At 73.3% G+C, this 21,308-nt stretch carries 18 protein-coding genes; 15 read left to right on the top strand and 3 right to left on the bottom strand.

Annotated features, from left to right (window positions below):
• A partial coding sequence (locus BCD48_RS04240) for a thiamine pyrophosphate-dependent enzyme (protein WP_241841509.1) occupies positions 1-550 on the bottom strand: 550 nt, incomplete at its 3' end.
• 316 nt (positions 551-866) lie between these two features.
• Here BCD48_RS04240 and BCD48_RS04245 point away from each other — a divergent pair.
• Positions 867-1,781 (top strand): LLM class F420-dependent oxidoreductase, encoded by a 915-nt coding sequence (locus tag BCD48_RS04245; protein ID WP_397428909.1) that lies wholly within the window; start codon positions 867-869, stop codon positions 1,779-1,781.
• 349 nt (positions 1,782-2,130) lie between these two features.
• Positions 2,131-3,366: a CapA family protein gene (locus BCD48_RS04250; RefSeq protein ID WP_071046912.1), complete on the top strand. Its 1,236-nt coding sequence runs from the start codon at positions 2,131-2,133 to the stop codon at positions 3,364-3,366.
• Positions 3,367-3,536: 170 nt separating this feature from the next.
• On the opposite strand, the gene BCD48_RS04255 is transcribed toward BCD48_RS04250, so the two are convergent.
• On the bottom strand, positions 3,537-4,025 hold the full coding sequence (locus BCD48_RS04255; protein WP_083418158.1) for a Fur family transcriptional regulator: 489 nt from the start codon (positions 4,023-4,025) through the stop codon (positions 3,537-3,539).
• Between the two features lie 175 nt (positions 4,026-4,200).
• Here BCD48_RS04255 and BCD48_RS04260 point away from each other — a divergent pair, with 175 nt between their 5' ends.
• The 5 genes from BCD48_RS04260 (at position 4,201) to BCD48_RS04280 (ending at position 9,815) form a co-directional block, all read left to right on the top strand.
• Entirely contained in the window at positions 4,201-4,602 is a 402-nt protein-coding gene (locus tag BCD48_RS04260) for an SCO5389 family protein (protein ID WP_071046913.1), read from the top strand.
• 232 nt (positions 4,603-4,834) lie between these two features.
• Entirely contained in the window at positions 4,835-5,665 is an 831-nt protein-coding gene (locus BCD48_RS04265; protein WP_071046914.1) for a hypothetical protein, read from the top strand.
• A gap of 204 nt (positions 5,666-5,869) precedes the next feature.
• Positions 5,870-7,084, top strand: coding sequence for a pyridoxal phosphate-dependent aminotransferase (locus BCD48_RS04270; protein WP_071046915.1), 1,215 nt, complete (start codon positions 5,870-5,872; stop codon positions 7,082-7,084).
• A gap of 286 nt (positions 7,085-7,370) precedes the next feature.
• Positions 7,371-9,302, top strand: a complete 1,932-nt coding sequence (locus tag BCD48_RS04275; RefSeq protein ID WP_071046916.1) for a hypothetical protein — start codon at positions 7,371-7,373, stop codon at positions 9,300-9,302.
• A gap of 153 nt (positions 9,303-9,455) precedes the next feature.
• The gene (locus BCD48_RS04280) at positions 9,456-9,815 is read left to right on the top strand and encodes a hypothetical protein (RefSeq protein ID WP_071046917.1); all 360 of its coding nucleotides are present in this window, start codon (positions 9,456-9,458) and stop codon (positions 9,813-9,815) included.
• A gap of 665 nt (positions 9,816-10,480) precedes the next feature.
• Here BCD48_RS04280 and BCD48_RS04285 read toward each other — a convergent pair.
• The gene (locus tag BCD48_RS04285; protein WP_071046918.1) at positions 10,481-10,834 is read right to left on the bottom strand and encodes a type II toxin-antitoxin system VapB family antitoxin; all 354 of its coding nucleotides are present in this window, start codon (positions 10,832-10,834) and stop codon (positions 10,481-10,483) included.
• A 396-nt stretch (positions 10,835-11,230) separates the two neighbouring features.
• Here BCD48_RS04285 and BCD48_RS04290 point away from each other — a divergent pair, with 396 nt between their 5' ends.
• The 8 genes from BCD48_RS04290 (at position 11,231) to BCD48_RS04325 (ending at position 21,063) form a co-directional block, all read left to right on the top strand.
• Positions 11,231-12,238: a DUF2470 domain-containing protein gene (locus BCD48_RS04290; RefSeq protein ID WP_071046919.1), complete on the top strand. Its 1,008-nt coding sequence runs from the start codon at positions 11,231-11,233 to the stop codon at positions 12,236-12,238.
• Between the two features lie 63 nt (positions 12,239-12,301).
• Entirely contained in the window at positions 12,302-13,306 is a 1,005-nt protein-coding gene (locus tag BCD48_RS04295; RefSeq protein WP_083418160.1) for a metal ABC transporter substrate-binding protein, read from the top strand.
• Between the two features lie 65 nt (positions 13,307-13,371).
• On the top strand, positions 13,372-14,409 hold the full coding sequence (locus BCD48_RS04300) for a metal ABC transporter ATP-binding protein (RefSeq protein WP_312628354.1): 1,038 nt from the start codon (positions 13,372-13,374) through the stop codon (positions 14,407-14,409).
• A 67-nt stretch (positions 14,410-14,476) separates the two neighbouring features.
• Positions 14,477-15,532, top strand: a complete 1,056-nt coding sequence (locus BCD48_RS04305) for a metal ABC transporter permease (RefSeq protein ID WP_241841501.1) — start codon at positions 14,477-14,479, stop codon at positions 15,530-15,532.
• Positions 15,529-16,428, top strand: a complete 900-nt coding sequence (locus BCD48_RS04310) for a metal ABC transporter permease (RefSeq protein WP_071046920.1) — start codon at positions 15,529-15,531, stop codon at positions 16,426-16,428. The genes BCD48_RS04305 and BCD48_RS04310 overlap by 4 nt, the downstream gene beginning before the upstream one ends.
• A gap of 102 nt (positions 16,429-16,530) precedes the next feature.
• Positions 16,531-17,430: a hypothetical protein gene (locus tag BCD48_RS04315; protein WP_071046921.1), complete on the top strand. Its 900-nt coding sequence runs from the start codon at positions 16,531-16,533 to the stop codon at positions 17,428-17,430.
• A gap of 534 nt (positions 17,431-17,964) precedes the next feature.
• The gene (locus BCD48_RS04320; RefSeq protein WP_241841502.1) at positions 17,965-18,726 is read left to right on the top strand and encodes a YcnI family copper-binding membrane protein; all 762 of its coding nucleotides are present in this window, start codon (positions 17,965-17,967) and stop codon (positions 18,724-18,726) included.
• A 195-nt stretch (positions 18,727-18,921) separates the two neighbouring features.
• A complete protein-coding gene (locus BCD48_RS04325) occupies positions 18,922-21,063 on the top strand; it encodes a copper resistance protein CopC (protein ID WP_241841503.1) in 2,142 nt (713 codons plus the stop codon).
• Positions 21,064-21,308: the final 245 nt, after the last annotated feature.

A 21,308-nucleotide genomic window follows, 5' to 3' on the forward strand; every position in this document is an offset into this window, starting at 1 on the left:
CGGCTGGCTTTTGGCCAGCCTGCCAGCCGCTTTGGGCTGTGTTGCCCTTTGTGGCCTCCGCGGCTGGCTTTTGGCCAGCCTGCCAGCCGCTTTGGCTGGTCTCGCGGCTGACGCCCATGGCGTAGCCGGTCGCATGCAGCGTCTGCGAGCCGACGACGATCGCGTAGAGCGCGAAGCCGTGCTCGTTCGGGTCCCAGCCGCCGTGCGCCGAACCGCGGAAGAGCCCGAGGATCGCGACCGGGTCGACGCCCCGGCAGTAGGCGACCCCGTGCTCACGGTAGGACGGGAACGCCATGTCGTCGGGCGCGAGTGCCCGGGCGGAGCCGACCTGGGCTGCCTCCTGACCGCGCAGCGGGGCCCACAGCCCCAGTTCACCCTGGCGCTGCAGGGCAGTGGCCTCCTCGTCGAGGCGGCGGATGATGACCATGTCGGTATACATGTCCAACAGGTCCGCCAAGGTCACATCCGCGATGTGCGCCTCGATCTCCTGCGCGCTGATCTCTGGTCCGGCCGCCGCCACCCTTTGTCCGCTCGGTGTGAGCAGCTGCATCAGCTCCGTCACGTTGGCCAACGATAGACCGCGTGGGCGCGTCGGCAAGCCAGCAATCTGTAATCAGATCGATTCGAAAGGTAGTAGTCGTTGCTGCCGGCTCGTTTTATGCCCCGCTGGTGGGGCTTTGCCCCACGCTGGGCCAGACGCTCGGTGGCTCGGCGGCGCGGCTCCGGGGGCAAAGAGGGCGACAGCGGGTTGCCGGGCGATAGGCGCCGGGCGGCTCGGTACGGTGACCGGCGTGAGCGCATCGTCGGAAGCCACCTCGCACACGTCCGCGTTCCCGCCGTCCGGCCCGCCTGGCTCCGCCGTGCCGGTGCCGCGGCCACTGGTCGACGGCGGGTCACTCGGGCGGGTGGGCATCTGGAGCGGGCAGTTCGACTTTTCGCCGGCCGATGTCGTCCGCGAGGCGGTGGCCGAGCTCGACGAGCTCGGCTACCCGACGGTCTGGACCGGCGAGGTGAAGGGCCGCGAGGTGCTGGTGACGGCCGGGCTGATGCTCGCAGCCACCAGCCGGATCACCGTGGCCACCGGCATCGCGCAGATCCTCGCCCGCAACCCGCTGACCATGGCCGCCGGCCAGCTGGCGCTGGCTGAGGCGCACCCCGGCCGGTTCCTGCTCGGCCTCGGCGTCTCGCACGCCGAACTGATGCAGATCCGCGGCGCGCCGTATACCAAACCACTCGGCCAGATGGCGGCCTATCTCGACGAGATGGACCGGATGGCCGCCGAGCAGTACCGGGCGGTGCCGCCCGATGGCACACCAGTCCGGGTGCTGGCCGCGCTCGGCCCGAAGATGTTGGAGCTCGCCCGTGACCGCGCCGATGGCGCGCACACCTATTTCGTTCCGCCCGAGCACACCGCGGCCGCCCGCAAGACGCTCGGCTCGGGCAAGGTGCTCGTTCCCGAGCAGGCGTTCGTGCTGGACACCGACACCGAGCGAGCCCGGGAGCTCGCCCGCCGGCACACCGGCTCCTACCTGCGGCTGCCGAACTACACCAACAACCTGCGCCGCTATGGGTACGGCGACGATGACTTCGCGAACGCCGGTTCCGACCGGCTGGTCGACATGATCGTGCCGCATGGCGGCCCCGAGGTGCTCGCGCGCCGGGTCACCGAGCATCTCGACGCCGGCGCCGACCAGGTCGCCGTGCAGGTGCTCGACTACGACCGCCGCGGCCTGCCGCGCCGCCAGTGGCGCGAGCTCGCCCCCGCGCTGCTCGCGCACTAGCAGAGACCGACTTCGGGACGACCACTTCGGGGACGGCACGTTTCAGCACAGAGCGGGAGATTCTACCCCAGGGTGGATGACCCGGCGTGACCGGCCCGCCCGTGCGAGCCGACAGTGTGGCCCCGGTCGCATGTGGCACGTAGGTGCTGCCTACCGTGTCCCTGATGGGGGCCAGCACGGGGTGGGGTGAGCGGTGATGCCGGCACGGCGGAGCCCAGGCAGGCTGGGCAGGACCGGCGGGAGCCGGGACGAGGGCCCGAGGAGCAGAGCCGCGGCGAGCGGCCGGCGGGCGGCCAGCGTGTCCGCGGCGAGGACCCCGGCCTCCGAGGTACCGAGGGAGAAGGGCTCGATGGCCGTATCCAGGTACCGGTCCGCCGGCCGCCGCCGCGGGGCGCCGCGGATCGTGCTGGCGCTTGTCGCGGTGAGCGCGACGCTGATGGGCTGCGGACTCCTCGGCGGTGGCGACGACGGTTCGTCGGACGGCCAGGTGCATGCCGGCGCGCTCGGCCAGCCGAGCGCCCCCGCCACGACGGCGCCGCCCGTTCCGTCCGTGCCCCCGGGCGGAGCGCAACGAGCGCCCACGGGCGAGCCGGTGACCCTTGAGTTCGCCGGCGACGTGCACTTCGCCGGCTCGTCGGCGGCCGGGCTCACCTCTCTCGGCCCGATGATCCCGACGCTGACGGCGGCCGACCTCACCGTGCTCAACCTGGAGACGGCGATCACCACCGGCGGCGAGCCGGCGTCGAAGGCGTTCACCTTCCGCGCGCCGCCGCAGGCGTTCACGTCGCTGCGGGCCGCGGGCGTCGACGTCGTGAACGTGGCGAACAACCACGGCATGGACTACGGCCCGACCGGTCTTCAGGACACGCTGCGCGCCGCCCAGGCGGCGAACTTCCCCGTGGTGGGGATCGGGCAGGACGACACGCAGGCGTTCCGGCCCTACCGGACCGAGATCAAGGGCCAGCGGATCGCCGTGATCGGGGCGACCCGGGTGCTCGACGACGAGCTCGCCGCCGCGTGGACCGCGGGGCCGGGCAAGCCGGGGCTCGCCTCCGCCAAGGACCTGCCCAAGCTCCTGGCGGCGGTGCGCGCGGCGCGCGCCGACTCCGACACGGTTGTGGTGTTCCTCCACTGGGGGGTGGAGATGCGCAGCTGCGCGGGTGAGGACCAGACCGGCATCGTGCCCGCCCTGGTGGACGCGGGCGCCGACGTCGTCGTCGGCTCGCATGCGCACGTTCTCGAGGGCGGCGGCTGGCATCCGTCGGGCGCCTTCGTCGACTACGGGCTCGGCAACTTCGTCTTCTACGCCTCCGGCGTGAGCGCCACCACGGAGAGCGGCGTACTGCGGCTGACCGTCCAGGGCCGGGCGGTGACCCAGGCCCAGTGGGTACCGGCGCGCATCGTCGGCGGCCTGCCCCGGCCGGCCACCGGGTCCGACGCCCAGGCGATCCTCGCGGCCAAGGGCGCACTGCAGGGCTGTGCCGGGCTGAACCCCAACCCGCCGACGTGGGGCGCCATCCCCGTCACCAGCCAGGGCGGCGCGACCGGTGGCCCGGCGAGTGCATCTTCCCCACCGATTGGCTAGGTCGAACCGCGGCCATACCGACACGTCCGGCCCTGCGCACTCGGAGCCAATCCGGACCTCCCAGCAGACCTCCCAGATCGCTTCGCGATCCGGCAGGGACCCCGGCTTCGCGATCCGGCAGGAACCCCGGGGGACCCCGCGAGCGATCAGCGCGAAAAGCGGCGCCGGGGTCAGGGGCAGGAGACGCAGTCGGCGCAGCGGCCGTAGATCTCCAGGGTGTGCGCGACGTCGGTGAAGCCCTCGGCGGCGGCCACCTGCTCGGTCCAGCGTTCGATCTCGGGGCCCGCGACCTCGACGGCGTGCCCACACTCGCGGCACACCAGGTGATGGTGGTGCGAGCCGGTCGCGCAGCGGCGGTAGACCGTCTCGCCGTCGTCCAGGCGTAGCACGTCGACCTCGCCACGGTCGGCGAGCACCTGCAGATGCCGGTAGACGGTGGTGAGGCCGACCGGCTGGCCGTCGGCGCGCAGCTGGGCGTGCAACTCCTGCGCGCTGGTGAACGCGTTGGTCGCCGCGAGCGCCGCCGAGACGGCGTCGCCCTGGCGGGTGGACCGCGTCGTCGTGCCGCGGCCGGGCAGGCCGCGACCGGCCGAGACGGTCACGCGGCCGTCCGGTTCGTCGCTGGCGCGATCGCGGTTCGCGGTGGGCACGCCCTCCACTTTCTCATCTCCGGAGCTACGGGGGACCGGGCTGGACGGACTGCGGGGGACCGGCGGTCTCTCTTCTTCTAACGGTATTGACAACGGTTTTCATTTCAACCACGATCCGTGGTGAGGTCGTCGCGCCTGGTGCCACGACCGCCATCAGGAACCGTCAGGAAGTGGAGGGAGCTCCATGTCGCTCACCGTGACGCCGGACGTACTCGAGGCCGCCGAGGCGGGCCGGCTCTCCGACGAGGCGTTTGTCGCCTGCGTCCAGGAGTCGCTGCCTTACGCCTACGGTGTCGTCGAGCGGCTCGCCCGTCGGCTGCCGGCGGCCGTTGCCGCCGGCGCGTCCTGCGTCGTCGATGACACCGTGCCGCCGGACGACGCCGCGTTCGGCCAGTTGCTGCGCGCGTTCGCGAGCACGTCGATCCGCGGCGCGCTGGAACGGCGCTTCGGCGTCGCGCTTGCCTTCCAGAACTGCCACCGGGTGGGCGCCTTCTCACCCGGTGGGCGCGCGGGCGACGCCTACCGCCGGTTCACCTCGCCAGAGTCACAGATCCGCAACCAACGCCCTGACCTGGTCAACTGCTGAGGCTCACGCGCCCTTCGCCCGGCGGTGGGGGTGCCAACGGTGCACCCCCACCAAAGGCTGACCTAACTGGCGATATCGTCCAATCGAAAGCTTCCTTCACCGAGGCGCGAACCCCGGCCCCCAAGACGCGGCGCCTGGTCGCGGCGGGGTCGGCGGGTGCGCCCGCCTGACCAGGCGTGGTGTGGCGGAGCGGCACGATTGTGTGGCGCCAGGAGGTCAAGGAGGACGGCGGATGGAACGCCCCCGGACGGGGTCGCGGGCGGGCGTGCGCGCCGATGGGGAGCCGAGCCAGATCTGGGTCCGCTTCGCCATCGCCGGCGCCGCGCTCATCGCGGTCGCCGGGGTGCTGACCACCTGCACCGACGGACGGTCGTCCGGCTCGACCAGCTCTCCCGACAGCGTGTACGCCGCCTCGACCGTGAGCGACGACGTGATCGCCCGTTGGTATGACGGGACGCACGACGTCCGTCAGCGGATCGCCGACGACGTCGCGGAGATCCGCGCGCGCCTCTCGGCTCAGGACGGCAATGCGCTGCGCCCGGCCTGCACCACGCTTGCCGATGATGTGACCGAGGCCAGGGCACTCACGTCCGGCCCGGACACCGCCGCGCAGAACCTGTTCGATGCCGGCCTCGACGGCTACGGCGACGGCGTCACCGCCTGCGGGAACCTCTTCGACGGCACCCAGCTCAGCGTCGACGTGCTCCAGGAGCAGATCAGGAAGGGGCTCACCACCGGCGACGAGCAGTGGGCCGCGCTCGCGGCCCGGCTCTCGCTGCCGATGGCCACCGCTGCGGCGGTTCCCCCGTCCGAGGCGGAGACGAGCACCCCGCCGGACGCGGCGACGCCCGGCGCGCCCGCCTCCACGCCCGGAGCGACCAGGCCGACGCCCGTCCGCACGACCCCGCCGCCGACCGCGCCGAGAACCGGTCCCCCGCCCGCCACCACCACTCCGGCTCCGCCGCCCGCGACCACGGCGAGCCCCACCACGCCGACACCACCCGTGGACGAGACCACCCCGGCTACGAAGCCACCCTTGCCCACGCTCCCCGGCGGCGGCTGACCCGCGCCGCCGGACGGCGCCGCAACCCGATGGGCGATTACGGAAAGTAATGAGTCGTCGCGCCATGGGTTCAACGGTGGGTGAGGCGCACCGCCGCGAACGCGCAGGTACGGGTGTCTCGTCCCCCACACGGCCAGGGTGGGGGCGTCTGGCGCGGCCACCGGGCGTGCATAACCGGTGGACGACATGCCTACCCTGGATGGCATGGAGTTCACCCAGTCCGACAAGCTCGCCGGCGTCTGTTACGACGTCCGAGGTCCCATCCTCGACGAGGCGACTCGGATGGAGGCCGCTGGGGAGTGGATCCTGAAGTTGAACATCGGCAACCCGGCTTCGTTTGGCTTCTCGACCCCGCCCGAGGTTCTCGCGTCCGTGACCGCGAACCTTACGAGCGCCCAGGGCTACAGCGACTCCAAGGGACTTCCGGCGGCGCGTGTCGCCGTCGCCGAGTACCACCGCCGCAAGGGCCTGGCGGGCGTCGGCCCGGACGACGTCTATCTGGGCAACGGCGTCTCCGAAATGATCATGATGTCGTTGCAGGCGCTGCTCAACAACGGCGACGAGGTGCTTCTGCCGGCCCCGGACTACCCGCTGTGGACGGCCGTGGTGAGCCTCTGCGGCGGCAAACCGGTGCACTACCTCTGCGACGAGTCCGCGGGCTGGCTGCCCGACCTGGAACACGTCGCCGCCAGGATCACTCCGCGCACCCGGGCGATCGTGTTGATCAATCCGAACAACCCGACCGGCGCCGTCTATGACCGCGCGACGGTCGAGGCGCTGGTGGAGCTGGCCCGCCAGCACAGCCTGATGGTCTTCTCCGACGAGATCTACGACCGGGTTCTCTACGACGGCACGGAGCACGTCTCGGCCGCGGCGCTCGCCCCCGACCTGGTCTGCGTGACGTTCAACGGCCTGTCCAAGGCCTATCTGCTCGCCGGGTTCCGCGCCGGCTGGATGGTCGTCTCCGGCCCTCGCGAGCACGCCTCCAGCTACATCGAGGGCCTGAACATCCTCGCGAACATGCGGCTGTGCGCGAACGTGCCCGGTCAGTACGCCGTCGTGGCCGCCCTGGCCAACGACGAGGGCGCCGGCGAACTCGTGCTTCCCGGCGGCCGGCTGCGTGAACAGCGCGACACCGTGGTGAAGCTGCTGAACGACATCCCCGGGGTGTCCTGTGTGCCGCCGCGCGGCGCTCTCTACGCGTTCCCGCGGTTGGACCCCGACGTGTACGCGATCCGCGACGACGAACGGTTCGTTCTCGACCTGCTGCGAGCGGAGAACATCCTGCTGGTCCAGGGCACCGGCTTCCATTGGGAGAAGCCTGACCACGTCCGCATCGTCACCCTGCCAAACGTCGACGACCTCACCGCCGCGATCGGCCGCATCGACCACTTCCTGTCGACCTACCAGCAGATCTGAGTGGTGGGCGAGGGGGCTCGCGGCGCCGCTGTCCACATGACCAGGCGAGATTTCCACAGTCATGAGCGCCCTGTGGACAAGAGCTGTGGATAACTCGCCCTCAGCTGTGGACGCCGGGGCTGACGACCGAAGCGTGTCGCTACTTGGCGTTGCCAGTACCGGCCCCGTCGAAGGTAGATCATCGGTGCCGATGGACGCGGATCTCGCTGAAGGCGCTGATCTCACTGAAGGTGCTGAGCCGGACACGCGGGCGGACACCAGACGGGCGCGCCGGCCCCGACGGCCGGTGGACATCGCCGTGCCGGTGGCGCTCGCCGGCGCCGTCGTCGCCGCGTTAGGCGCGCTACACGTCGTGTTGGGCCGTCCGCTCTGGTACGACGAGATCTGGCGCCCGCACTTTCTCGCCGAGCCACCGGCGACGTTCTGGCCGGAGCTCGCGCACGCGAACACCCCGTCGGCGCTGGGCTGGGCGGTGCTCACCCGGCTCGTCGGCGACCTGGCCGGCTGGCACGCCTGGGCGTTGCGCGGGCCCGAGCTGGTTGCGCTGGTCCTGCTCCCGGCCGTCGTCTATGTCTTCACCCGGCGGTTCGCCGGCGTGGTCGCGGCCGGCCTCGCGGGGGCGTCGGTCGGGCTGTCCGGGGTGATCGTCGACCTGGGTACCCAGCTCAAGCCGTACTCGGTCGAGGCGCTCGCCTCCGTCGCCATCGTCTGGCTGTGGACGGCTGGACGCCCACGGGCTGGACACCCGCGACCGGCGACGGCGTCTCGCGCTGGCGACCCGACCAGCGGGGCCGCGCCGAGCGCCCAGGGCGCCGCGACCGCGCCGGGGCGGGCCTTGCTCGCGCGCGGCGCGGCGGGGCTGGTCGCACTGTTCTCGGTGCCGGCCGCCTTCCTGGTCATTCCGCTGGCCGCCGCCGATGTGCTGACAGCCGGACGCGGGTCGCGGCGCAGGCTGACCGCGGTGCTCGTGGCGACGCCCGCGCTGGCGATCTGCGGGCTGCACACCCTGGTGTTCGTCGGCCATCAGTCCAGCCAGCGGGCCAGCCGGTTCTGGGACACCCAGTTCCTCGCGGGCCGTGGCCCGCTCGAAGCGGTCCGGTTCGTCGCGGGCGAGGTGGTCCGGATCCTCGGCGGCGCGCCGACCGGCATCGACCGCTACGACCCGAACCTGGTGCACCCGGCGACGGACACCACCTTCGCCGCCGGCTGGCTCATCGCCCCCGCCGCCGGGGTGGCCTTCGCCGTCGGGACCGTCGCGCTCGCGCGCCGTCGCGACGGGCGGCACCTGATCGCCGCGGTCGTCGGCGCGCTGGTGCTCGCGCTCGCCGCCAGCGCCGGCCGCTACTGGCCATTCGGTGCCAACCGCACCAACCTGTTCCTCGTCCCGCTGCTGGTCGTCGTCGTCGCCACCGGCGCCGACCGCCTCGCCCGCCGCCTTGCTCGCCCCGTTGTCCGCCGCCCCGCGGCCACCTACCGGCACGGCCGCCCCGCGGCCACCTACCGGCACGGCCGTCCCGTTGCCGCGGCGGCGGTGCTGGCCGGTCGGGTGCTCGTGGCGGGTGGGCTCGCCGTGCTCGCCGTGATGCCGGTGGCGTCCGCGAGCGCGTTGGCGCCGTTGTGGCGGGAGCGCGCCGAGATCCGGCCGGTGGCGCTGATGGTCGACGCGACGGAGCAGGCCCGCCGGCTCTACCAGCCGGGTGACGTCGTCATCGTTGGTGGCCGGCTGGCCCGTTCCGGCTGGCTGTACGCGATGAGCGTCAGCGACGACCGTGCCTACCAGCCACCGCCCCGGACCTCCCAGCAGACCTCCCAGATCGCTAACCTCCCAGATCGGCTCCCAGACCTCCCCGATCGGCTTCGCCAATCGGGCAGGGACCCCGGATCCGGCAGGGACCCTGTAGCCGATCCGGCAGGAACCCCGGGCAACGCAAGCCCCACCAATCCGGCGGGAAGCCCAAACGCGCCGTCCCGCGTCGGCCCTCGCCTGCCTCAGGGCTCGACGGTCTTCCTCACCGAGGTCGGCGCCGGCGAGGGGCGCGTGGCGTTGGCGGCGCGCCAGGGCCCGCCCCCGAGCCGCGTCCTGCTGTTCGTCCTCGTCTACGACCGCTCGGGCACACGGGCGGAGCTCGCCGACCTGCGCGCCGCGGGCTGGTGCCCATCGGAGGCCTTCGACTTCCCGAACACGGGAACCTTGAACGTCCTGACGCACTGCCTGTAGCACCTGGAGGACGCTCCGCGGCGGGCTGGGCAGTACGGTCAGGCCGCGGGCCGTCTCGTCTACGTCCGCGCGACGGCGAGGCGCCCCGCGCCTCGCCGCATCGGGGGGGGCATGCCCCAAAATCTGCTGCGATGCCCGTAGGCTCCCGGTCTTGTGAGCCCCGTTCTCGCCTCGTCCCGAGCGGGGAACTTCGTCCGTTCGCTGTTGATCATTGGGCTGATGGTGATCATTTTCCGGGAGCTCTACCTACTGTGGATCTTCCATACCCCAGCCTGGACGTCGCGGCCCCCGGAGATCAAGTATTGCGGCTCCTACTACCAGCAGCGTGAAAATCCGCCGGACGTCTCCACTGCCGAGATGAACAGGATCGCTGGTGGCCGAGTGAAGCAGATCATGCGTTCGCCGGTATTGCGCCCGGTCGCCGCCTACCGCCCCGCGAAGGCCTGCCCGCGCTACGTCTTCGCCAAGGTCGACGACGACCGTTTCGTCGTCTACACCTTCCCGACCAAGTAAGCCGTCCGGGCGCTGGACGCGCCGGGCCGCCTCGGGGCCGGGTTTGGGCGGGAAGGTTGTTGCTGGTTCGCTCCGTGCGGGCGGCGCGCTCCGGCCCCGTACTCGCTTCGCTCCCACGGGACCTCCGCGCGCCGTCCTCCTGCGCTCACGGGCGCTGCGGCGACCTCGCTGCGGCCCCCCTACGTCGCTTCGCTCGTAGGAGGGCCTCCGCGAGGCGCGCCTCCGCGCCCAGCCCGGTTGCGTTTCGCTGGAACGTCACGAGTCCAGGGTCCGGCCTGATCTGAAGCCAGATTCCTGCGGGGAACCACCGACCAGACGCGAAGCCCACCTCACGAGCGCAGCGAAGTGCTTCCCGGTACCAGCCCTGGCCTAGTCCGGCGGGAGGTGACCGTGCTGGGTGCGGAGGCCCGGCCGCGAGCGAAGCGACGTGGCCCTGCCGAGATGGCGGCTTCGGGTTGGCGACGTACAGCGTGACGCAACCGTGCTGGGCGCGGAGGCGCGCCTCCGCGGAGGCCTGCCTACGAGCGAAGCGACGTAGGCGGGCCGCAGCGGAGGTCGCCGCAGCGCCCGTGAGCGCAGGAGGACGCGGCGCGGAGGTCCCGTGGGAGCGAAGCGAGTACGGGGCCGGAGCGCCGCGCCCGGACGGAGCGAACCAGCAACCAATGTCACAGCATCGGGCGGGAGGTGCCGCCGGGGTCGGCCGGAGAGTGGGGCGCCTCGCGTGCTGGGGTGACGGTGTAGACGCGGGCGTGGATGGACGTGCGCTGCTGCAGGGCGGCTCGTACCGCGCGGTGCAGGCCGTCCTCAAGGTAGAGGGTTCCCTCCCACTCGACGACGTGCGGGAACAGGTCGCCGTAGAAGGTGGAGGCCTCATCCAGCAGCAGGTCCAACGCGAGGACCCGCTTCGTGGTCACCAGTTGGTCGAGCCGGACCTGGCGGGGCGGGATCTTTGCCCAGTCGCGCTGGCCGAGCCCGTGGTCGGGGTACGGGCGACTGTCCCCGACCAGCTTGAAGATCACCTGAACCTCCTCGCCGTGCCGTCAGCCTTCACGCCACGGACCTACTCCCAACACCTCACCACCCGGACGGCACCGGACCGCGTGGCCGCTCGCCAGCCCCCGGATCGGCCGGCCGTTCCAGCCTAGAATCCTCCGTCCGCGCCCCGAAGCACTACCAGTGTCCGGCCCGTAGTTGCCCGGACCTTGAGACACGCGGGCCTTGTTGGCGTCGGGTAGTTGTCAACGTGCCCCGCCGTCGCCGCGGCGATCCGCGCGAGACGCCTGTCACACTCTCCTCCCATCGATTGTCCGGTAGGGGCCCGGTGTCGCCGTCCGTCCGACTGGCAGGGGGCCTTTGCTTGACGGGGAGGCCGCTGGCTACTTAAGTAAGGCTTACCTGATGACAGGAGGAACTCGATGCCAGCGGAGGAACCGGACGAGGCGATGGCCCGCGACGCGGTCCGTGCGCGCACCGTCCTGGCCGGCGCCCGGCACGCGCTGCTGACCGTGCTGGGACCGCGGGTGCGAGGCTGGACCGGCCTGATCGACGATGGCGGCGAACCGGTTCTGCTGGTCGGTGCCGACAGCCCGCCCACGCGCGCGGCCGCCGCTGGCTCGGCGCGCCGCTGCCGCCTCGATATCCCCGGCGCCGCGGGCGAGCGGCTCGTGCTCGCCGGGCAGCTGCGGACGGTGCCGGGCAGCGCCGAGCAGGTGGCCCGCAGGATCGCCGGGCCCGGCCTGACGGTCGAGGTGCCGCAGTGCGGCGGCGACGAACTCGCGGCGGTGGCGCTGTCGGTCGACGAGGTACTGCTGTGCCTGCCCAGCGTGGCCGAGCCGGGGGCGCGCCGGGGATGGCTCCACCGTGTCGCCGGAGGTGCCGCGAGCGCCGCGGAGGGCGGTGCCCTCGGCCAGGGCACCGAGCCGCGGTGGCCGTCGACGGCGAACGGCCAACGGATCGATCTGGCCGCCTACGCGCTCGCCGAGCCGGACCTGATCGCCGCGTACGCGCCGGACCTCGTGGAGCACCTGAACATCGCGCACGGCGACCAGCTGCGCCGGATCGCCGCTCATGGCCAGCCCGTCGCGGCGCCCGTGCCGAGGCCGTCACGGACGGCCGGCGCGCTCGGGAGCACGGCGACGGCGGACGGCGCGGGTTCGGCCGCGGGCACGGCCGGCGCCCTCGGACTGGGCGGCGTCGCGAGCGGAAGCGACTCGGGCGAGCCGGCGTGGACCAGACGGCTCGCGGACCCGACGGATCTGTCCGCCGTCGCCGCGGTCGCGATCGGTGACCTCGACCGCACCGGCCTGACGCTGTGGCAGGTCGGCCAGGACGGCGCGGACGAACTGCGCGTCACCTTCCGTCAGCCGCTCACCGAGCCGCGCTCGCTGGGCCTGGAGCTTCGCCGTCTGCTCTCCAACGACTAGCGGAGGCGGAGGCGCCGGGTACCGCGTTTGACAGCGGTATCCGAAACGGTTTTCATTACGGGCATGCGCCCTCATGAGGACCGGACGCCCGCGCGCCGGTCCGCCGTGCCCTGGAAGTACCGTCCGAGGGCCCTGGCGGCGGTCGGCGCGCTTGTCGCGCTTGGCTTCGCCACCTCGGCGCTGCTTGCCGGCTGCGCCTCGGCGGACGACGGCGGCAGCACCGGCGATGCCCACGACGGAAGGCTGCGTGTGGTCGCCACGACCACCCAGGCCGGCGACTTCAGCCGGGCGATCGGCGGTGACCTCGTCGAGGTCACCCAGCTGGTCAAGCCGAACGTCGACCCGCACGACTACGAGCCGTCGCCGGCCGACCTGGACGCCATCGCCACCGCCGGCGTCCTGGTCACCAACGGCGTCGGGCTGGAGCACTGGCTCGACGACGCGGTCTCGGCGGCCGGGTTCGAGGGCACCCGGGTGGTGATGGCCGACGGCGTGACCCTGCGCACCGGCACCGGTGGCGAGGCCGGCGAGCACGACCCGCACATCTGGCACGACCCGCGCAACGCCAAGATCATGGTTGCCGATGTCGAGCGGGGCCTCGCGCGGGCCGATCCGGCGCACGCCGGGACCTACCAGGCGAATCTGGCCACCTACTCGGCGTCGCTCGACGCGCTCGACCGCCGCCAGGCCGCCGCGTTCGCGACGATCCCGCCCGAGCGCCGGCTGCTGGTCACGAACCACGACGCGTTCGGCTATTACACGGCCCGCTATGGGATCACCTACGTCGGCTCGATCATCCCGAGCTTCGACACCTCGGCGGAGCTTTCCGGGCGAGCCATCCAGGAGATCGTCGCGAAGATCCGGGCGACCGGGGTCAGGGCGGTGTTCTCGGAGTCGTCGCTGCCACCGAAGACCGCCGAGACGATCGGACGCGAGGCCGGTGTCACGGTGGTCGCCGGCGAGGACTCGCTGTACGCCGACTCACTTGGCCCCGTCGGGTCCGCCGGCGAGACGTACCTGAAGGCCGAACAGCACAACACCGACGTCATCATCGGAGCGCTTCGGTGAGGCGGGGTGGTCTGGGGGCGGACCGGGCGCTGTCACCTGGTGGTCGACCGCATACCGTGGCCGTCATGAGTTCCGACGCTCGGGCCACCTCGGTATCCCCGTTGGGCCCGTCGCTCGTGACGCCCCGGTTCGGGCTGGCCGCGCTCGCTGACCGCGAGGCGCCGCCGGCTGTCGCCGGGCATGTGACCATGGCCGCGTCGGCCGCTGTGGCGGGGCCGGTCGCCGTGGCGGGGCCGGTCGCGGACGGCGGCCGCTCCGCGCCGCGCCGGGAGCCGGCCGCGCGGACCGGGCCAGCCGGGGGGGCACGGGCCGCCGAGGCGGCTCTGCCCGTCGAGCCGGCCGCCGCGGGAGTGCCGGACGCGCTGGTGCTCGCGGAGGCGACCGTCGCCTATGGCCGCACCCCGGCGCTGGAGCGCGTGAGCGGCCGGGTGCCGGCCGGGCGCACGGTCGCGTTGATCGGCCCGAACGGCGCCGGCAAGTCGACGCTGATCAAGGCGGTGCTCGGCCTGGTCCCCGTGGTGTCCGGCTCGGTGACCGTGCTGGGCCAGACGCCGGCGCGGGCCCGCCGCGAGGTCGGCTACGTCCCCCAGGCGGACACCCTGGACGCCGACTTCCCGGTCTCCGCCGCGCAGGTGGTGTTGATGGGCCGCTACCGGCGGATCGGCTGGGTGCGCCGGCCGGGCGCCGACGACCGGGCTGCCGCCCAGGAGGCGCTCGCGGCGGTCGGGCTCGAGCACCGCGCCCGCGACCGGTTCGGAACGTTGTCCGGCGGGCAGCGTCAGCGGGTTCTGCTGGCCAGGGCGATCTCGGCGCGACCGCGGTTGCTGCTGCTCGACGAGCCGTTCAACGGCGTCGATACCGTCTCCCAGGACGCGCTGCTCGCGACGCTCGCGCGCCTGACCGCCGCGGGGACCGCCGTGGTGATCTCGACCCATGACCTGGCGCTGGCGCACCTGGCCTGCGATGACGTCTGCCTGCTCAACAGGCATCAGTTCGCGTTCGGGCCGCCGGCGGCGACCCTGACTCCCGAGCTGCTGCGCGCGACCTACGGCGGTGCCGCGGTGGAGCTGGGCGCCCACGGCGTCATCGTGGCCCGCCCATGACCTCGACCCGCCGCCGCCTCGCGGCCCGGGCCGCGAGGCGGGAAGGCGTCGGGACGGGCGCGGCACGGTGACACAGCTGCTGGTGGCACCGTTCGAGCGGCCCTACCTCACCCGGGCGCTCGTCGAGCTGTTGCTGCTCGGCGGGGTCGCGGCCGTCGTGGGGGTGTTCGTGCTGCTGCGTCGGCTCGCCTTCCTGACCGACGCACTCACCCACACCGTTTTCCCTGGCGTCGTCGTCGGCTTCCTGCTCGGCGGGCAGTCGGGGATCTTTCCGGGCGCCCTGGTGGTCGCCTGCGTCGCCGCCGGGCTGTTCACTCTGCTCGCGGCCACCCGCCGGGTCGGGGAGGACGCGGCGCTCGCGATCCTGCTCACCGGGTTCTTCGCGATCGGCGTCGTGCTGGTCTCGCGTCGCTCGTCGTACACGGCCGACCTGACGGCGTTTCTGTTCGGCCGGGTGCTGACCGTGCGTGTCTCCGACATCGTCGCGACGGCCGTCGTCGCGGCGTTCGTGCTCGTGATCCTGGCCGTTCTGCGTAAGGAACTGCTGCTGGTCGCGTTCGACCCTGAATCGGCCCGGGCTGCGGGGTACCGGGTGGCCGCACTCGACCTGGCGCTCAACCTGGCGATCGCACTCGTTGTCGTCGCCGCGGTGCGCGCAGTCGGCACGGTCCTCGTGATCGCGCTGGTCGTGGTCCCGGCGGCGGCCGCGCGGCTGCTCTCCGACCGCCTCATCGTGATCGTCACCGTCGCCGCGGCCCTGGGGATGGCGAGCGGCTGGCTCGGCCTGCTGGTCAGCTACCGGATCTCGGTGGACCACGGCATCCGGCTCGCGACCGGCGCGACCGTCGTGCTCGTCCTCGTCGCCGCCTACCTGCTCGCGCTCGCGGCCGCCGCCGTGCGCGCTCGCCTGCGCCCGCGATACCAAGGAGGAACTCGAGGCAGCCGGCGGGCCGTGGCCGCCACGCCCTCGCCCGACGACCCTCAGGCCGACGACCCTCAGTCCATGGCGACCACCCCGGGCGAACGGCCGGGCATGGGCACCCGCCATGGACTGACGAAGAACTCTGACGGCCGTCCCGGCGCGGCGGGTCCGGGCACCGAGATCGGGCTGGGCACGCGATGAGGCTGTGGGAGACCCTCGGCGACGGCTACACGCGCCGGGCGCTGACCGAGGCCGTGCTGGTCGGCATCCTCTGCGGGGCCGTCGGGGTGCACGTGGTCCTGCGGCGGCTGAGCTTCCTGACCACCGCGCTCACCCACGCGACGTTTCCCGGCGTCGTCATCGCCGCGCTGCTGGGCGTGCACCTCGTCCTCGGCGCGGGACTCTTCGGCCTGCTCGTCGTCGGCGTGGTCGCGGCCGTCTCGGGGGCGCGCGGCGGGGGCGGCACCCTGCCCTCGGCCGCTCCGGCTGGCCGCGGCGGGCGTGACCTGTCCAGCGTCACGGGCGTTGTCCTGTCCGGCGGGTTCGCCTTCGGCGTCGCCCTGATGTCCGCCCAGGATGGCTTCACCAAGGATCTGACGGCCTTCCTGGTCGGCTCCATCCTCACCGTCGGCACGACGGACCTCGCCATCACCGCCGGCGCGGCCGCCGTCGTCCTCACGGTGCTCGTCGCGCTGCGCAAGGAGCTGCTGCTCGGCGCGTTCGACCCGACCGCGCTCTGGGCCGCCGGCTACCCGGCGCGGCTGCTCGACCTGGTCGTGCTGCTCGTGGTCGAGGTGACGGTCGTGACCACGGTGCCCGCCGTTGGCACGATCATGGCGATCGCGCTGGTCGTCGGCCCGGCGGCGACCGCGCGGCTGTGGTGCGCGCGTATCGGCCCGATGACCGCCCTCTCGATGGCCTTCGGCGTCGCCGCGAGCGTCATCGGCCTCGCGGTGAGCGCCCAGTGGGACGTCGCCGCCGGCGGCGCCATCGTGCTCACCATTGCCGCCCTCTTCGCCTTCTCGCTGCTTCTCGCCCCCCGCGCCCATCTCGCCACCCCTCGCTCCCCGGCCGCGGAGCCCGCCACGGCCGGCTGAGACGTGATCCGGCGCGGCCTCCCAGCCCGGCGGGACATCTGACGCTCAGCTGACTGCGTGGGCAATAGTGATGAACGTTGGGGATATGGCAGAGTCACGGTCGTGACGACCGGTCGGAGCCGCCCGCGCCGGCCACCCGGCGCGACCGGCCCGGGGCGGCGCGAGCCGCTCGCCGCCCGCCGGTCCTCCGTGATGTTCACCGTGCGAGGCGGCCTGTCCGGTGTTCCGAGCCTGCCAAGGCTCCCGAGCTTCCCGACGCCGCGTCTCGCGTCGCCCGCCGGACAGCACGCCCCCGCCGGCCATCAGCTCGGTTCCCTGGGCTCCTCGGACTCCCTGGCCGGGCATCCCGCGGCGCCGGGCGTCCGGCTCGCCAGGGCGGTCGTCGCCGGCGGGGCCTCGACGAGCCTCGCGATCGCCGCGCACGCCGCCGCCGGTGGTGCCCCACCCTCCGCCGCGTTGGTCGCCGCCGCGGGCGCGCTGTTGATCCGGCTGGCCTACGGCCTGGCCGGGCGTCACCGCGGCCTGCCGACGGTGCTCGCCGCCCTGGCCGGCTCCCAGTTCGGGCTGCACATCGCCTTCGTCCTGAGCGGCCACCGGGCCGCGAACCCGGAGCATCACCATGTGGTAGCCCCGGCGGAGCTGCTCGCCTACGGCGGGGAGCACTACGGCGCGGGCGCAGGGTTCATGATCCTGGCCCACCTGGCCGCGGTCGTCGTCACCGGCGCGCTGCTGCACCGGGCCGAGGAGCTGTTGTGGGCCGCGGCCGCGCTGCGGGCCACGTTGCGCCACCTGACGGCGCGCGTCTTCGGACCACTGGCCGACGCCGTGTCCCGGCTGCGGCGCCTGCTCGCGTCGGTGATCGTGGGCCTTCCGCCGGCGATGAGCGCCGGGGTGACCGCCGTGGCGGCCACGCCACCGGTGCCGCCACGGGACATCCCGGTCGGACGTGCGGCCCGGCGGCGCGGCCCGCCGGCGCCACGCCACGCCCTGACACCCGCCTGACCTCCCTGCCTGACACCCGCCTGACCTCCCTGTACGTGTCCAGCTCACGCATGTCCAGCTCCGACACTTGAGCGGCCTCTGACCGTGCGAGCGGCATTTCCGCGTCGGTCCCCCCTCAGGGCCCCCGCCGACTGGCTGCCAAGTGGCGGGGAGCCCTGGACGTGCCGGTGCGTGCTGAGTCCCCACCTGGCCAATCGGTGGGGAGGAGCTACCGGACGACGCCACCCACCCCGCGGCTGACGCTGGGGTGAGGTCGGAGCCGGCCGGTCGCGTGGCCGTCCCCCCTGTGGACCAGGAGACGACGGCCGGGTGCTGGGCGGCGCGCGTCACGACGAGGCACATTCCACGACCGGGGGCCGAGCCCGCCGCCACCGCGCGGCGGAGTGGGCCGACCGGCGGCGCCTCGCCACCACCCGTGAGCCCCGTGGGCGACGGGCCCATGAGCGACCGTCCAGGGCGGGACCGCCGCGACGGTCCCGGGCGCCGGGTGGCATCCCCTCCCAACTTCTCGTCCACCTGTGTGGAAGGACCACCATGTCCCAAACCGTGTCCCGAACCATGTCCCGGGTCGCCCGGGCCGGCGGCGTGCTCGCCGCCGGAACCATCGCCCTCGTCGCGACGGCCCTGCCCGCCTGGGCGCACGTCAGCGTCGCCCCGACGAGTGCGCCCGCCGGCGGCTACACCACGCTGGCGTTCAAGGTGCCGACCGAGAGCGACACCGCGTCGACCACCAAGCTCGACGTCGCGTTCCCCACCGACGCGCCCATCGGCTCGGTGAGCGTGCAGCCGAAGGCGGGCTGGACCTACGAGGTCCACAAGGGCAAGCCACCCAAGCCGGTGGTGACCGACGACGGTGACCAGATCAACGAGGTGGTCACCGAGATCATCTGGACCGCCGCCGGCTCGCCGGGGATCAAGCCTGGCGAGTTCGACACCTTCGTCGTCTCGGCCGGCCCGCTGCCCGAGGGCGTCGCGTCGATCTCCTTCAAGGCGCTGCAGACCTACTCGGACGGCGAGGTCGTGCGCTGGATCGAGACGAGCACGGCTGGGCAGCCCGAGCCGGAGCACCCGGCCCCGACGCTGACGCTGACCAAGGCGTCGGCGGACGACGCGGACGACGGCGCCACGACGGCCGCCACGCCGGTGGCGGCCGCGTCGTCGGAGTCGTCGGGGTCGTTGTCGGATGGCACGGCTCGTGGGCTTGGGATCGCCGGGCTGGTCGTCGGCGTTCTCGGGCTCGCGGCGGCGGGCTTCGCCCTCGCCACGTCCCGGCGTCGCGCCGGTACGGGAGGCTGACGCACGCGCGTGGCCTGTCCGCCCGGTGGAACGGTCCTCGGGCGGACAGGCCCAGGCTTGTCCGCGGCCGCTTCACCTCGGGTTGCTCGGGGATGGCTCATCGGCGCTATGCGCCGCACCGCCGACGAGATCGGGACCAACCCGTGCTTTGGCGAGAACACCGCTGGGCGCGGTGACAGGAAGAGACTGAACGTTATGAGCGGTAAGACCGGCATCAAGGCGGACTCGCCGGGCCTCTCCCGGGGGTCGGCGGCGGGCGTGGCGGCCGATGAGCCCACGACGCCCTCGGGGAGCTCCGGTGCCGCGGCGGTCCGCCGGCCTCGGCGCCGGATCGCGGCGGCGGGGCACCGTCGGCGTCGGGCCGGGACGTTGCTGGTGCTGACGCTGGCCACCGCACTGGCCGTCGTCGGTGGCGCGGCCTCGCCAGCGTGGGCGCACGCCATCCTGGAACGGGCCACCCCGGCCGGCGGCACCGCCGTCGCCACCGCACCGACGAACATCACACTGGGCTTCAGTGAGGCCGTCCGCACCGACGCGAACGCGATCCGTGTGATCGACACCCATGGCACCCGGGTGGACACCGGCGGCGCGCACAGCGGCGCACACGCCTCCGACGTGACCGTGGCCCTCAAGCCGGGGCTGCCGAAGGGGACGTACCTCGTCAGCTGGCGCGTCATCTCCGCCGACAGCCATCCGATCGCGGGTGGCTACGCCTTCGGGATCGGCGAGGCGCCGGCTGCCGGCGCCGCGGCGGCGGCGAGCGCCACCCCGAAGGGGTCGGCCCTCACCGGGTTCACCTTCGGCCTCGCGCGGCTGGTCGCGTTCGCCGGAATGGCGCTGCTGCTCGGCGCCGTGTTCCTCCTGGTGGCGCTCTGGCCGGGCGGGCTACGCCGCCGCGCGCCGCGGCTGCTGATCGTCGGCGGCTGGGTGGCGGTGTTCGTCGGGTCCGTCGCCTGTCTGCTCCTGCAGGGCGTCTACGCCTCGGGACTGGGGCTTTCGGCGCTGGCACGCTGGGATCCGCTCGGGGCCACGCTCGGGGACCGGTACGGCCGGCTCACCCTGATTCGCCTGCTGGCCCTGCTGCTCGCTCTTCCGCTGCTCCGAGGACTGGTCTGGACCCTCGCCGAGGGAGCCGCCGACAGCCCGCCGCCCGCCGGCGCGGTGCGGCCCTCGCGCTGGGTGATGGCCGAGCTCGGCGGCCTCGCCGTCGCGGTCGCCGCGACGACGGCGCTCGTCGGGCACGCGGGCGCGGGCTCGTGGTCCTGGCTCGCCGCCAGCAGCCTGACGGTGCACCTGCTCGCCATGTCGATCTGGCTGGGAGGCCTGGCCGTGCTCGCCGCCGGGCTCCTCGACCGGCGTGCCTCGGCGGCCGTGACGACGGGCGGCCAGGGCGTATCGGCCGGCTGGGCCTCCGCTGTCGAGCGGGGGAACGCCGGTGAGACGGACGAGGAGGCCGACCTCGCCGCCGCTCGTGCCTACCTGGACGAGCAGGGCGCCGAGGCCGTACCGGTGCCGGCGGCCCGGGCCGCGGAGCTTGCCTCGGTGCTCCCGCGCTGGTCACGCACGGCGATGGCCGCGGTCGCCGCGATCGTGGTCAGCGGCACCTACCAGACCTGGCGCGAGGTCGGCACGCTGCCAGCCCTGTTCGACACCGACTACGGGCGGTTGCTGCTCTACAAGCTCTGGTTCGTGCTGGCGATGCTCGGGATCGGCTACATCTCCCAGCGTTGGATCAGGCACCACTATCGGCCGGTCGCGCTGGCCATGACAGCCGAGACGGATCCGGTGGGCCGCGGCGTGGCCCACCGGCGCGCCGCGGGTGGCGGCCTGGACGGCGCCAAGGCGGCCGCCGCGCCCGCCACACCCGACGCGGACGGCTCCGGGCGGGAGGTCACCGTCGGAGCGCTCGCCGCGCTGCGGCGTGGGGTGATCGCCGAGGCGGTGATCGCGATCGCGGTGCTGGCCGTGACCGCCGTACTGATCAACCGTGTCCCCGGCCGGTCCTCGTACGCTCCGCCGTTCCACACGACAACCGTCGCCGGACCCCTCACCGTCGACGTGCGGGTGTCGCCCACCCGGATCGGCCTGGAGGGCATCGAGGTCACGGTGCGCGACCCGCAGGGACAGCCGCAACGGCTGGTCGAGGCGTCGGTGACGCTGTCGCTACCGGCGGCCCAGGTCGGCCCGCTCGAGGTACCGGTGGTCGCGGCCGGCACCGGGGCCCTGGTCACCCAGGACGCTCAGGTCCCGCTCCCCGGGGACTGGCGCATGACGATCACCCTGCGGATCAATGACTTCGACCAGTACTCGACCACCGTCACCTACCGCGTCCGCTGACCCGTGAGCGCGGCCTTCGGCCCGTCGGCCGACGGGCTGTCCGGGGGGCGAGACGGCGAAGAGGGCCGAATGCTGGAGACCGACCGAGAGCCATGGTGAAGAAGCCGCCGAGTGCCCGGTAGCGTCGGCATGCGCGCCGCCGGCCGAGTCGCCTCCCGCTGTGTGGGGCCGCGCCGTCGTCACGAGGCATGGGGCTCGTGCCGGCTGGCCGCTTCTCGTCGTGTGAGGCCGGCCGTCGCCGCGGC

It is taken from the genome of Pseudofrankia coriaricola, assembly GCF_001854805.1.
GTDB lineage: Bacteria > Actinomycetota > Actinomycetes > Frankiales > Frankiaceae > Pseudofrankia.